Genomic DNA, 14,708 nt, shown 5'->3' with positions numbered 1-14,708 from the left:
CGTCATGCCCGCCCCCCGACGCGCCGCCGCTGCCCTCGCCGGTGCCCTCCTCCTGCTGCTCTCCGCCTGCTCGGGGGACGACGGCGACCCCGGCGGCCGCTCGACCAGCGGATCGACCGACCAGGCGCCGTCCGACACCGCGGAGTCGAGCACCGGCTCGACCGCCACCCCCGACGCCGCCCCACCCTCCCTCGACCCCGCCGACCGCGACCGCGCCGAGATCAAGACCGTACGACGCTGGGCCGAGGCGTTCGCGACGTCCGTCAACGACGGCGACCGGACGTTCGCCGCGGCCGCCGGCACGATGACGACGGAGGGCCTGCAGCGGATGAGCCGCTACACGGCGGGCGACTGGGGGCGCTACCTGCCGGGGCCGTTGCCGGTGGCGCCGGTGGGGGTGCGCGAGATCGACGAGGACCACCACGTGGTGGATGCGTGCGTGATGACGTCGGGGTGGTCGTGGGCTTCCGAGGACGACCGGACGACGTGGAGCACGCAGGTCGACGCGATCGCCCTGCACCTGGTGCGCGAGACGGGGCGGTGGCTGGTCGACGGGCGCGAGGGATCCGACGTCGAGTGCCGGGGAGTGGAGCTGCCGCGCCGCCTGTGGTGACGGTTTTCAGACGGTTTGCGAAAAAGTTCCGGTGAGTTCCCGGGTTCCGGCCCGAGAACGACCGGTCGTCGGTACCGTCCCCCCAGGCCCTGCTCCGGGCCCACTTGTGCGACGGCTATGGGGAGTCGACAGATGCAGACGAAGGTACCTTCGGCGACCCGTCGCCTGATCTCGGTGGTCCTGGCGACCGCACTGGCGATGCTGGGGCTGGTCGCGCTGGCGACGGCGTCGGCGCCGGGTGCGCAGGCGGCTGCCGGCAACCTGACCGGCAAGGTCACCGACACCGCGACGAGCAGCCCGGTCGTGGGCGTCTACGTGGTGGCGTTCTGCGCGGACCCGGACTTCGACGACTGGTTCGCCTGCGCCCGGACGACGACCGGCGCCGACGGCACCTACGGCTTCAACCTGCCCAACGGCAAGTACCGCGTGGGCGCGCTGAGCGGCACCAACGAGTACGGCGCGGCCTACCACGGCGGTGGCGCGAGCGTGTACGACGCCACGACGGTCACCGCCCCGGTCGGCAACGTGAACATCGCCATGAAGCGCTACGCGACGGTCGGCGGCACCGTGTCCGGTGAGGGCACGGGTGCGCTCAACCTCGCGAGCGTGTGCCTGATGGACTCCTACACCTATGTCGAGGACGGCGCGCAGCGGACCGGCTGGTACTGCTCGGCGCTGACCTTCACGAAGGCCGACGGCTCCTACACGCTCGGCGCTCCGGCCGGCGTCCACCGGGTCGGCGCCGAGGCGGCGAGCGGCAAGTGGCGCGCCACCTACTACGCGTCGTCGGCCACCCCCGAGGGCGGCACGAACGTGACCTTCGGCGAGACCGGCCACCAGGGCGGGATCAACATCACGATGCCGCGCAACGGCCTCATCACCGGCACCGTGAGGGACGCCGCGACGAACGCCGTGCTGCCCTTCGCCGAGGTGGCGGCCTGGGCGAAGGACGACGGCGAGTGGGAGGACGTCGCCTGGGCGACGGCCGACGAGCAGGGTGCCTACGAGCTGCGGGTGCCCAACGGCACCTACCGCGTCTCCTTCGACGACCCCTGCCAGGAGACCTGCGCCGACGACTACCAGGCGGAGTTCTGGAACGACGCCACGAGCATCGAGTCCGCTGACGACGTCGTCGTCGCCAACGCCGGCACGGTCAGCGGCAAGAACGCCGCCCTGGCGCGCAACGGCGCGATCGGCGGCACGGTGACCGCACAGTCCGGCGGTACGCCGATCGCGGACGTCGTGGTCGTCGGCTACCGGGCGATCTCCGGCGGCACGGGCTGGGACCCGGTCGCCTTCGCGCTCACCGACGCCGCGGGCCACTACACGCTGCGCGCCGGTGCGGGCACCTACCGCCTCGAGTTCCACCACCTCTGCTGGGACGACGACTGCACGGTCGAGTACGCCTCCGAGGTCTACGACAACAAGACCGACCTCGCCGACGGCACCGACGTGACCATCGTCGGCACGGGCACGACGTCGGGGATCAACGCCGCGCTCGCGGTGGCCCCGACGACCGCGCCGATCGAGAACCTGGTGCCGCCCGCCGTCGTCAGCGACCCGCCGAAGGTCGGCGAGCTCGCCTTCGCCCACGTGGGCGTCTGGTACCCGCAGCCCGAGAACGTGCAGGTCAGCTGGTACCGCTCGGGCTCCACGCAGTCGATCGGCACGGGCACCGCGATCGTGGTGCCGCCGGCCGCGCTGGGCGAGACGCTGAGCGTCAAGGTGACCGTGACCAAGCCGGGCTTCGACGACACCACGGTGACCTCCGAGGCCTCGGCCCCCGTCGAGAAGACCACGCTGAAGAACCTGCGCAAGCCGGCCGTCTTCGGCGTCCCGGTCGCCGGCGGCACGCTCGAGGTGTGGGAGGGCATCTGGTCGGCCGCGCCCGAGAGCTACACCTACCGCTGGTTCCAGAGCGGCAGCACCGACCCGATCGGCACCGGCAAGACGCTCGTCGTGCCGGCCGCCGCGGCCGGCAAGGACCTCACCGTCGAGGTCACGGCGAAGCGGGCCGACCGGCTCGACGGCGTCGCGACCTCGGCTCCGGTGGCGGTCCAGCCCCCGGCCGCCAGCCCGGTCCAGAACGTGACCGCGCCGGCTATCACGGGCACGCCGAAGGTCGGCACGACGGTGACCGCGCAGAGCGGCACCTGGAACCCGACGCCGGACACCGTGGTCATCGAGTGGTTCCGCTCCGGCTCCACGACGCCGATCGGCACCGGCCCCGAGCTCGTGGTGCCGGCCGCCGCCGAGGGCGGCACGCTCGCGATCCGGGTGACGGCGAAGAAGGCCGGCAGCTCCGACGGCGTGGCCATCTCCGCGCCGGTGGCGGTGATCCCCGCTGCGGGCGCCGAGGTCGAGAACGTCGTCCTGCCCGCCGTCGCCGGCAAGGCGAAGGTGGGCGAGATGCTCGCCGTCCACCCGGGCCTGTGGAACCCGCAGCCCGACCCGGCCCAGACCGAGGTCAGCTGGTTCCGCTCCGGCTCGAACCAGGCGATCGGCACCGGCTGGACGCTCGTCGTCCCGGCCTCTGCCCTCGGCCAGCAGGTCACCGCCCGGGTGACGGTCAAGAAGCCCGGCTTCGGCGACGGCGTCGCGAGCTCCGAGCCGACCGCGCCGATCGGGGAGGGCACGCTCGCGAACTACCTCCCGCCGATGGTGTTCGGCCCGCTCGTGGTCGGCGGCACCGTCGAGGCGTGGGAGGGCGTGTGGCCCGCCGGACCCGACAGCTACACCTACGCCTGGTACCTCGACGGCACCGCGACGCCGATCGGGACCGGCAAGCAGCTCGTCGTCCCGGCCAGCGCCGCGGGCAAGAAGCTGCGGGTCGAGGTGACCGCCACCAAGACCGCGTACGCCGGCAGCACGGTGAGCTCGGTCGCGTCCGCGGTCGTCGTGGCGGCACCGTCCGGCCCGAGCGCGGACTGCACGCTGGCCAAGGGGGCGCTCGCGAGCGCCCAGGCGGCGAAGAGCCGGGCCGCGAGCACGCTGGCGGCCGCCAAGAACAAGGTCACCCAGCTCAAGGCGAAGGTCACCAAGGCCAAGAAGGCCCAGCAGAAGGCCAAGGTCAAGCGGCTCACCGCCAAGCTCAAGAAGGCCAAGACCGCCAAGGCCGCCGCGACCACCGGGCTGGCCCGGGCCACGGCCGCGGTGACCAAGGCCCAGGCGGGCGTCACCCAGAGCTGCTCGTGAGCCTCCCGCCGGCGTCCTCCGCGACGCCGGCGGGAAAGCCTCGTCTCGCGGTCGGTCCCGGTTGACCGCAGGTTCACCGGGAGTTCGCCCGTCGCCGTGATCGTGCGACCGTGCGAACATCCCCCCGGCTCACCGGCCTGCTCGCGGCGGCGACCCTCCTGGCGCCCGTCCCGCTCGTCCTGTCCACCACGGCGCCCGCCCAGGCGGCCGCCTCCGACGTCCAGATCACCGAGTGGGCCTACAACGGCTCGGAGTTCGTGGAGATCACCAACACCGGCTCCGACGCCGTCGACCTGACCGGCTGGTCGTTCGACGACAGCAGCCGGACCGCGGGTGCCTTCCCGATCGGCGGCCTCGGCACGCTGCGGGCGGGGGAGTCGGCGATCGTCAGCGAGGCCAGCGCCGCCGCCTTCCGCACCGAGTGGGACCTCCCGGTCGCCGTGAAGGTGGTCGGTGACAACGACCAGAACCTCAGCCGCTCCGACGAGATGAACATCTACGACGCCGAGGGCGCGCTCGTCGACCGGCTCGCCTACAACGACCAGACCGGCCTCGGCCCGCGCACCGACCTCGCGAGCGCCTGGGTGCCGAGCGCAGCCGCGCTCCCGAACCAGGACGCCACCGGCTGGACGCTCTCGACCGCCGGCGACGCCGAGGGCTCGTGGACGTCGGCGGGCGGCTTCCTCGGCTCGCCCGGCACGTCGTCCCACGGCGGCGCGAGCACCGTGCGGATCACCGAGTGGGAGTACAACGGCTCGGAGTTCTTCGAGCTGACCAACCTCGGCGCCGGCCCGGCCGACCTGACCGGGTGGTCGTACAACGACAGCGCCCGGACGCCGAACGCGGTCAGCCTGAGCCCGCTGGGCACGCTGGCCCGCGGTGAGTCCGGCGTGGTCAGCGAGGCCACCGCCGACGCCTTCCGGACCGAGTGGGACCTGCCCGCGACGGTCAAGGTCCTCGGCAGCAACCCGGTCGGCCTCGGGCGCAGCGACGAGATCAACGTCCACGACGGCTCGGGCGCGCTCGTCGACCGGCTCACCTACAACGACCAGGGCACCGGCGCCGTCGCTGGCCCGCGCACCGACACCGCCAGCGCGTGGGTGCCGGAGGCCGCACTCGGCGCGAACACCGCCAGCGCCTGGACCCGCGCGACCGCAGGCGACGCCGAGGGCTCCTGGACGTCGACCGCGGCCGGCGCGTTCGTCGCCTCGCCGGGCACCAGCACGCTCGGCAACAACCCGCCGGGCAAGCCCGGCGGTGGCGGCACCGGCCCCGACCCGAGCACCGTCAGGCTCAACGAGGTCGAGTCCAACGGCGACACCGTGGGCGACTGGGTCGAGATCACCAACACCGGCACCGCGCCGATCGACGTCTCGGGCTGGAAGGTCCGCGACGCCGACACCGGCCACCCGTTCGCCGTCGTCCCCGGTGGCACGACGCTCGCGCCCGGCGCCTTCTTCGCGCTCTACACGGAGTTCCCGCCGCCGGGCTTCGGCCTCGGCGTCGACGACGCGGTCACGCTCTACCAGGCCGACGGCACCTCCGTCGTCGACAGCTACGCGTGGTCCGGCGGGCACGCCGCGACGACGTACGGCCGCTGCCCCGACGGCACCGGCGACTGGGAGGTGACCACGGTCCCGACCCGGGGCGGGGCCAACGCGTGCAGCCCGATCCGGATCAACGAGATCGAGTCGAGCGACGCGGCCGCCGGCCCCGACTGGGTCGAGCTGGTCAACCTCTCCGACGCGCCGGTCGACCTGGCCGGCTGGGTGCTTAAGGACAGCGGCGAGACCGACCCGACCACGCTGCCCGCGCCGAGCGTCGTCCCGGCGCACGGGCACCTCGTCGTGAACCCGCTCGCGGGTCTCGGTGGTGCGGACGCGGTGCGGCTCTACGACCCGAGCGCGAAGCTGATCGACTCCCACGCCTGGGCCGCCCACGCGACCCAGACCTACGGCCGGTGCAAGGACGGCGTCGGCGCGTTCGTCGACAACGTCGCCCCCACACCGGGCGCGGTCAACAGCTGCCCGGGTCTCGACACCCAGGCCTGGCCTGGCTCGCAGACGATCCGCACCGTCGACCAGGCGGGCACGTTCAACCAGGACGCCAGCGGCCTGGTCCTCGACCCGGAGGACCCGAGCACGCTGTGGGTCGCGCAGAACAAGGCGGGCACGCTGACCAAGCTGGTCAAGGACGGCGACGGCTACGTCCCCGCCGCCGGCTGGGCGCCCGGCAGGAACCCGCGCTACGCCGACGGCACCGGCGCTCCCGACACCGAGGGCATCACCATCGGCCCCGACCGCGCGATCTACCTGGCCGCCGAGCGCAACAACGAGGTCAGCGGCGTCAGCAAGAACGTCGTGCTGCGCTACGAGCCCGGCACGTCGATGAACGCGACCGACGAGTGGGCGATCCCCACCTCCGTGGTCCCGGCCGTCGGTGCCAACCTCGGCCTCGAGGGCATCACCTGGATCCCGGACGCCGCCCTCACCGCCGGCGGCTTCGTCGACGAGAGCACCGGCCAGGCCTACACGCCGAGCACCTACCCGGCGCACGGCACCGGCCTCTACGTCATCGCGGTCGAGGGGACCGGGAAGCTCTACGTGCTCGCGCTCGACCAGACGGCCGCCGTCCAGGAGAGCGTGCACCTGGTCGCCACGATCGACCCGAGGCTCACGACCAACGCCGGCCTGCCGGGCGTCATGGACGTCGTCTGGGACCCCGAGGCCGAGCGGCTCTGGGCGGTCTGCGACGACAGCTGCGACGGCACCACGGTCACGATGAAGCTGCAGCAGAGCGGGAAGTTCGCGATCAGCGCGGCCTACCAGCGCCCGGTCGGGATGCCGAACCTCAACAACGAGGGCTTCGCGCTCGCGCCGCAGTCGACCTGCGTCGCCGGGCAGAAGGCGGTGCTGTGGTCCGACGACGGCGACACCGACGGCTTCTCGCTGCGCGAGGGCACGTTCCCGTGCACCGAGGTGTCGACGCCCCCGACGCCGGTCGTCAACACGGCGGCCCCGGTCGTGAAGGGGACGGCGAAGGTCGGCGCCACGCTGACCGGAACCGCCGGCACCTGGACGCCGGCGCCGGGCACGACGTCGTACCAGTGGCTGGCGGGCGGGACGCCGATCGCCGGCGCCACCACCGCGAAGCTGCTCCTCACCCCGGCCCTGGCCGGCCGGCGGATCAGCCTGCGGGTCACGGTCACCGCCGACGGCTTCCTCGACGCGGCGACGACGTCGAGCGCCACCACGCCCGTCGCGGTGGGCACGCTGGCGCCGGCCGGACGGCCGAGGATCACCGGCAAGGCGCGGGTCGGCACCAAGGTCGCGGTCCGGCTCGGCCGGGTCACGCCGTCCGCGAAGGCCGGCTACGCCTGGTACGTCGACGGCCGCCGGATCGCCGGCGCCGAGGCCGCGAAGCTCCGCCTGGAGCGGAAGTGGGCCGGGCACCGGATCACGGTCAAGGTGACCTACACCGCCGCCGGCTACGCCCCGCTCACCCTCACCTCACCCGCCGTGAAGGTCCGCCGCCGCTGACCACGAAGTAGCCCGGTTGCGGGGCCGAAGTTAGGGGGTTGCGGGGTCGAGATCACGATCTCGACCCCGCAACCCCCGCACTTCGTCGAGGGTTAGCGCCCGCCGCCGTGGTCGGTGGTCGGCAGGTAGCTGGCGTTGCCGGCGAACGTCACGTCGAAGCCCTCGGCGTTGACGTAGGCCGGGATGCCGCCGGGCACCCGGCACGACGCCGAGCCGGTGCTGTCGGTGACCGCGTCGCAGATGAACAGGTAGCCGCCGGCCAGCGAGCTGGTCGTCGAGAACACCAGCCGCTGCCCCGGGAGCGGGGCCCCTCCGACGCCGCGCAGCGTGGCCTTGACGGTGCGGACCGTCCAGAGCTGCGAGTTGACCACTGCCATGTCGGTGATCGTGGCCGGTGCCCGGTCGACGACCTGGACGAGCTCGGGCGAGGCGCTCCCCGCCCGGCTCAGGTCACCGGAGTACGTCGCGGTCAGCCGGTGGCTGCCCGCGGCGAACCCGTCGACCTGCAGCGTGGCCCGCTGCTGGCCCTCGACCGTCGCCAGCGGCGCGGTGCCGAGCACCGCGTTGCCGGAGCGGAAGGTGACCGAGCCGGTGGGCTTGCCCGGGGTCGGGACGGCGTCCGAGACGATCGCGGTGAGCGTCACCCGGCCGCCGTACGTCGCCGGGTTGGCGCTCGAGGTGATCCCGGTGACGGTCTCGACCGCACCGACGCTCACCCCGGTCGCCGACTCGCTGCCGGTGTAGTTGAAGCTGCCGCCGTAGACCGCGCGGACCTGGTGGGCGCCGGGCGTCAGCCCCGTCGTCGTGTACGACGCGGTGCTGGTCCGCTCGGCGGAGGCCGGGGTCAGGTTGGCCGCCCCGAGCAGCGTGTCGCCGTCCCAGAACTGGACCGGACCGGTGGCCCGGCCGGTGGCGGGGGAGACGACCTGGACCGTCGCGGTGAACGTCACCGGCTGGCCCTGGTCGGCGGTCTCGGCGTCCGCGACGAGGTCGAGCGCGGTGCCGCCCTTGCCGACGGTCTGGCCGTTGCCCTGGTCGAGCAGGCCGGTGCTCCCGACGAAGCGCGGTTCGCCGCTGTAGACCGCGGAGATCCGGTAGGTGCCGGGAGCCGCCGAGCTGAACCCGGTGCTGACGGCGACGCCGTCGACGATCGCCACCGGAGCGCCGAGGTTGGCGCCGTTGACCTTGAGCTGCACCGTGCCCGTGGGGGCGCCGGCGCCGGGGGCGACCGGGCTGACGGTGGCGGTGAAGGTCACCGAGCCACCCGACGGCGTCGGGTTGGCCGACGAGGTCAGCAGCGTCGAGGTCTGCGCCCGCTGCACCTTCTGCGCCACCGAGCCGTTGCTGCCGGAGAAGCTGTCGTCGCCGTCGTACGTCGCGACGATCGCGTGCTGGCCGACGCCGAGGTCGTCGAGCGTGACCGAGGCGATGCCGCCGGTCGCGGACGAGACCGGGACGGTGCCCAGCACGGTGCTGCCGTCGGTGAAGGTCACCGTGCCCGAGGGCGAGCCGGCACCGGGGGCGACGACGCCGACGGTGGCGGTGATCGTCACCGGCTGACCGGAGACGGCCGTCGGGGACGAGCTGACGACGGTGGTCTTCGTCGCGGCCTTGTTGACCGTGTGGGTCGCGGTCGAGGAGACGCTGGTGATGAAGTTCGGGTCCGCGCTGAGGTAGCGGGCCTTCACCTGGTGGGTGCCGCGGGCGAGCGTGCTCGTGCTCATCGTGGCGGTGCCGTCCTCGAGGGTCACGTACGGGCCGGGCTGGCCGTCGATCTCGAACTGGACGGCGCCCTGCGGGTCGCCGGTCGCGGGAGCGTCCGGCGTGACCGTGGCGGTGACGGTGACCTGCTGGCCGACCACCGAAGGGTTCGGCGAGGAGCTGACCGTCGTCGTGGTGGTGGCCGCGACGACCTTCTGGGTCAGCGTGTCCGAGCCGCCCGCGAAGCGGTCGTCGCCCTCGTAGTTCGCGGTGATCACGTGGTTGCCCGCGTCGAGGCCGACCGGCGGGGAGACCGCCGTCCCGCCGTTGAGGGCGACCGGGGCGCCGATCGGCTCGCCGTCCGCGGCGAACTGCACGGTGCCGGTCGGCTCGCCCGCACCCGGGCCCGCGACGGCGACGTCGGCGGTGAACCGCAGCGGCTCACCGGCCACGGCGTCGGCGTTGGACGTCGTCAGGTCGACCGTGGTGTCGGCCCGGTTGACGCCGTGGGTGAGCTCGGCCGAGCTGCTGCTCGCGAAGTCCCCGTTGCCGTTGTACGTCGCCTGCACGGCGTGGTTGCCGGGACGCAGGTTGCTGACGGTCAGCGTCGCGGTGTCGCCGGTGAGCGGGATCGCCGTGCCGTAGGGGTCGCCGTCGATGTTGAACTGGACGGCGCCGCCGGGCTGGCCGACGCCGGGCGCGACCACGTCGACCTCGGCGGTGAACGTCACCGCCTCACCGCTGACCGTGGGGGAGCCGGTGCTGGTGAGCACCGTCGAGGTGGGCGCCTTGCCGACCGTGAGCTCCCGCGTGGTGGCGCTGCTGCCGATCAGGTTGCCGTCGCCGCTGTAGGAGGCGCCGATGGTGTGCGAGCCGGTGCTCAGCGAGTCCGTCGGCGGCGACGTCGCGGTGCCGGCGCCGACCGGGACGGGTGCCCCGAGGTCGGTGCCGTCGACCGTGAACTGCACGGTGCCGGTGGGCTCGCTGGTGCCGTTGACCCGGGCCACCTGCGCGGTGAACGAGACCGCCTCACCGTGCACCACCGAGGCCGGCGGCACGAGCGTCGTGGTCGACGGGTTCTTGCCGACCCCGAAGGCGCTCGTGGCCGTCGATCCCTTGTAGTAGGCGGTCTGCGCGAACGATGCCGACACGACGGCACTGCGCGGCGGACCCGAGACGGGCAGCGTCGCGGTCGCGACGCCGTTGCCGTCGGTGGTCGCGCTGACCGACGTGCCGCCGGTCAGCGCGAAGGTGACCGTCCGGCCCGGCAGCACCGAGGCGCCGAGGTTCGGGTCGGTCAGCGTCGCCTTCACGGTCACCGAGGTGTTCTGCGGCCCCTCGGTGGCGCCGGAGTAGGCGAGCTGGGTGATGTTGTCGATCGTCACCGACCGGTTGGTGGTCTTGGTGTTGTTGGAGCAGTAGAGGAAGCCCGAGCGGTTCCGCTCGACGGCCCGCGCCGTGTAGGCCCCGTTGGGGTAGTTGTGGGTGTCGATGCCGGCGCTCTTGCCGCCGGTGCCTCCCTGGACGCTCTCGAACACGACCCCGCCGGAGCTGTTGATCAGCTGCAGCGTGGTCTGCGGGCCACTGGCGTTGAGGCAGCCGGTGCCGTCGGAGGCACCGCTGTTGGACAAGGTCGCATTGCCCCGGAGGACGGCCCCGTCGGCAGGCCCGGTGATGTCCGCGGACGCCGAGGTGGCGAGCAGGACGGGCGTGCCGAGGGTCAGGGCGAAGGCCGCGAGAGCGGCGATGGATCGGCGCACAGCGGGTCTTCCTTTCACTTGAGGATGGCGCCGCGCGCCGTCGAGGACAGGTGGTTGGCGTCGCCCTGGAAGGTCGCGACGTAGCCGCCGTTGAGGGTGAGCTGGAGCAGGTACGCCGCCGCGCTGCACACGGCCAGGCCCGACTCGTTGGTGGTCGAGGTGCACACGACCTTCGCGCCCACCTTGAACTCCACCGGGACTCCGGCCAGCGGCGTCGAGCCCGCGGTGACGGTCGCCCGGAGGACCCCGAGCGGGACCGCCAGCGGGGTCAGCGACAGGACGGCGGGGGCGGTACTCACGCTGGTCGCGCGCTTGGCCACCGCCACCGGCTTGTTGCCGGACGTGCTGCCCTCGAACTTCGCGCCGCCCGCGAACACCGCACGGACCGTGTGGTTGCCGGCCCCTGGCGAGGCCAGGGTGACCGTCGCCGTCGAGACGCCGCCCGCACCCGCGACCAGCGTGCCGGTCGCGACCGGCTGCCCGTCGACCGTGAAGGTGACCGTGCCGGTCGGCGCGCCCAGGTGGTCGTCGGACGCCGTGACGGTCGCGGTGGCCGTGACCGGGTCGCCGTACGTGGTCTGGCTGCGGTCGAGGGCCAGGGCGGTCGTCGTCCCCAGGCGCAGGACGCGCTGGGTGAGCTCCGCGGTGGCCGCGCCGTAGCGCAGGTCGCCGGAGTAGACGGCCGTGACGGTGTGCTCGCCCGGGGTCAGGGTCGCCAGCGCCGGGCTGGTCGCGGTGCCGTCCTCGAGGGTGAGGGCGGGACCGGACGGGCGCCCGTCGATGACGATCTGGACCGACCCGGTCGGGGTGGCCCCCGCGCCCGGCGCGGTGACCGCGACGGTGAACGTGACGTCGTCGCCGACGCCCGCGTCGGTGTCGGACGACGTCAGGTCGAGGTCGACGCTGCCGATCTCGACCGTCTGGGTCAGGATCGCGCCGCTGCCGGAGAAGCCCGGTGCGCCCACGAAGCTGGCGATGACGGTGTGGTCGCCCGGCTCGGCGGAGGTGACCGCCTCGCTGAGCGCGACACCGTCGCCGTCCACGGCGACCGGAGCACCGAGGTCGGTGCCGTCGAGCGAGAACTGCACCGTGCCGGACGGCACGCCGTCGGCCGTGGTGACCTCGGCCCGGAAGCGGACCGCGTCACCGTAGGTGGCCGGGTTGGCGCTCGAGGAGAGCTCGGTCGCGGTGGCCGCGACGGCGGTCCCGGCGATCACCGTGTGGCTGGTCGGGGCCGACGCGGCGCCGCGGTAGTCCGCGTCGCCGTCGTAGGTCGCGACGAGCTGGTGGGTGCCCGGCGGCAGGTCGTCCAGATCGAGGACGGCGGTGCTGCCGGACGCCGAGGCCTCCAGCGGAGCCGAGCCGATCGGGTCACCGCCGGAGAGGAAGGTGACCGTGCCGGTCGGTGCCCCCGAGCCGGGGGCGGCGGCGACGACGCTGGCGGTGAGCCGGACGTTCTCGTCCTGCACCGACGGCGACGGGTTCGCCACGAGCGCGACCGTGGTGTCGGCGGGGGAGACGTCCTGCGTGCGCTGGTCGGCGCCCGCGGCGTACCGGCTGCTGCCGGAGTAGGCCGCCCGCAGGGTGTGGGTGCCGGCGGTCAGCGTGGTCAGCGGCGGGAAGGCCGCGGCACCGTTGACGACGTCGACCGGCGCGCCGACGGGGTTGCCGTCGACGAGCAGCTGGACGGTGCCGTCGGGGGCGCCGCCACCCGGGGCCCGGACCGCGACGGTCGCGGTGAGGCCGACGGCCTCACCGGTCACGGTCGAGGAGTCCGAGGCGTCGAGAGTGACGTCGACGGCGGCCTTGCCGACGGTGACGGTGCGCGGCGACGCGGCGCTGGCGCCGAAGACGTCGTCCCCGCGGTAGGTCGCCACGACGGGGTTGCTGCCGACCGGGAGGTCGGCGACCGTCGTGCCGGCGGTGCCGTCGGGGGAGACGCCGGCCCGGCCGACCTCGTGGCCCTCGACGGTGAAGACGACCTCACCGGTCGGGGTGCCGGTGGCGGTGCTGACCGTCGCGCCGAGGGTGACCGGCTCGCCGTACACGGCGGTGGACGGGTCGACGGTCGAGGTGGTCGTGGTCGCCTTGAGCGGCTCGCGCACGCGGAAGGTGACCGCGGCGGAGGTGCTGCCGGTGTGGTCCGTGCTGCCGCTGTAGACCGCGGTGACCGTGTGGTCGCCGAGGGTCAGCGTCGACAGCGCGGGGCTGGTGGCGGAGCCGCCGGAGAGCGCGACGGCGGCACCGAAGTCGGCGCCGTCGACCCGGAACTGCACCGTGCCCGACGGGGTGCCGCCGTGCGCGGGCGCGACGGTGGCGGTGAACCGGACCGGCTCGCCGAGCGGCACGACGGCCGGGTCGGCGGAGACGGTCGTCGTGGTCGCGATGGTGCCGACCGTGAAGGCCGACGAGGTGCTGGCCGGCTCGAGGCCGGGCGCGCCGGCGTACGTGGCGGTGACGGTGGCGGACCGCGGGGGACCGGCGACCGAGATCGTCGTCTCGGCCACCCCGGCGCCGTTGGTGGTCGCGGTGGCGCTCGCGCCGCCGGAGAGGGCGAAGGTGACCGTGCGCCCGGAGACGTCGCCACCGGTGCGGTCGGCGAGGACCGCGCGGAGGGTGGCGGTGCTGCCCTGCGCGGCGGAGGTGTCGCCGGTGTAGGTCAGCGTGCTGCAGCTGCGCGGGGTGACGACGAGGGTGCCGGCCGCGGACGCGCCGGCGGACGTCACGACGACACCCCAGCTCGCGCGGGCGCCGGTCTTGCTCAGGCCGTCGGCCTCGGCGGGCGCGGCGATCGTCGCGGAGTAGTTGCCGCCGGCGGTGGTCGTCGTGGTCGCGGTGACCGCGCCGCCCGGGTCGACCGGGGACTTGTCGAGCGCGATGCTCACCGGGACGCCGGCCGCGCCGGTGCTCAGCCGGCCGCTGACGGTGACGTCGCCGCCGGCGCACGAGAGCGACGGCGTGACCGTGCCGGTCAGCGTGGTGCCGGGGGCCGGGGTCGAGGCCGCGGAGAGCTTGCGGTCGAGGGTCAGCGAGCCGCCGTCCAGGGGCAGCCGGAGCAGCTCCTGGGCGTCGTTGCGGTGGGTCGCCGACCACCAGTGCGTGTTGACGGTCTGGCCGTCGGCGCTCTGCGCGTGGACCCGGCGGGTGCTCACCGAGCCGATCGGGACCGCGCTGGTCGCGTTGGTCACCGACGAGGGGTCCTTGAAGGAGAAGATGCCGTCGAAGGTCGACGTGCCGCTCGCCAGGGAGCCCGCGTTGTAGCTGAACCCGCCGTTGTAGGCGACGTCCACGTCGTTGCTCCAGGACTGGCCCGCGTCGAGCGGGAAGGCCAGCGCGCGCCAGCCGCGCGTCGGCGTCATCACCAGGTCGATGGTCGCGGTGATGTTCTGGGTGATGATGCTGACCTTGGCCCGGCCGGTGAGGTTCTGGTGCTGGGTCTCCTGCAGGAGGGCCAGGTCGGAGCGCCGGACGAACTTGGTGCCCGAGACCGAGCCGGCGAAGTTGCTCAGCTCGGCGTTGCCGACGCCGTCGACCGCGGCGCTGCCGCTGCCGCCGGTGATCGTGCCGGTGATGTTGAGCTTGTACGCCGGCTGGCCCTGGAAGGTCTCCACGCCGGCGACGGTGTAGGTGACGTTCTCGTTGAGGGACACGTCGGTCCCGTCGGCGAGGTAGCGGAAGTTCGACTGGTAGGTCCACGACCAGCCGGTCGACCAGGCCGGGACGTCGTCCCCGGGGGCCTGGGCGGCGCCGGCCGGCGCCGTGCCGGCGGTGGCCACCATCGTGGCGACCACGGTCGCCAGGACGCTGAGCCAGGCCAGGCGTCGTCGGAAGGCCCGGGCCGCGCGATGGCGGCCGGGCGTGGGCAGGGTGCTGTCGATCGGCGCAGGGAGCATGCGTCAC

General features: G+C 73.8%; 5 protein-coding genes. 3 read left to right on the top strand and 2 right to left on the bottom strand.

Annotation, left to right across the window (positions count from 1 at the left end):
- The first annotated feature begins 4 nt into the window (after positions 1–4).
- The 3 genes from BM223_RS12215 (at position 5) to BM223_RS12205 (ending at position 7,347) form a co-directional block, all read left to right on the top strand.
- The gene (locus BM223_RS12215; protein WP_141267460.1) at positions 5–613 is read left to right on the top strand and encodes a hypothetical protein; all 609 of its coding nucleotides are present in this window, start codon (positions 5–7) and stop codon (positions 611–613) included.
- 132 nt (positions 614–745) lie between these two features.
- On the top strand, positions 746–3,808 hold the full coding sequence (locus BM223_RS12210; RefSeq protein WP_038677585.1) for a hypothetical protein: 3,063 nt from the start codon (positions 746–748) through the stop codon (positions 3,806–3,808).
- 110 nt (positions 3,809–3,918) lie between these two features.
- A complete protein-coding gene (locus BM223_RS12205; protein ID WP_052138350.1) occupies positions 3,919–7,347 on the top strand; it encodes a lamin tail domain-containing protein in 3,429 nt (1,142 codons plus the stop codon).
- 92 nt (positions 7,348–7,439) lie between these two features.
- Here the strand turns inward: BM223_RS12205 and BM223_RS12200 are convergent, their stop codons facing one another.
- Positions 7,440–10,808, bottom strand: a complete 3,369-nt coding sequence (locus BM223_RS12200; protein ID WP_052138351.1) for an Ig-like domain-containing protein — start codon at positions 10,806–10,808, stop codon at positions 7,440–7,442.
- Between the two features lie 14 nt (positions 10,809–10,822).
- Entirely contained in the window at positions 10,823–14,701 is a 3,879-nt protein-coding gene (locus BM223_RS30060) for a beta strand repeat-containing protein (protein WP_038677587.1), read from the bottom strand.
- Positions 14,702–14,708: the final 7 nt, after the last annotated feature.

Source organism: Pimelobacter simplex (genome assembly GCF_900114845.1).
GTDB lineage: Bacteria > Actinomycetota > Actinomycetes > Propionibacteriales > Nocardioidaceae > Nocardioides > Nocardioides simplex.
This window is presented reverse-complemented; position numbering and strand designations above follow the sequence as displayed.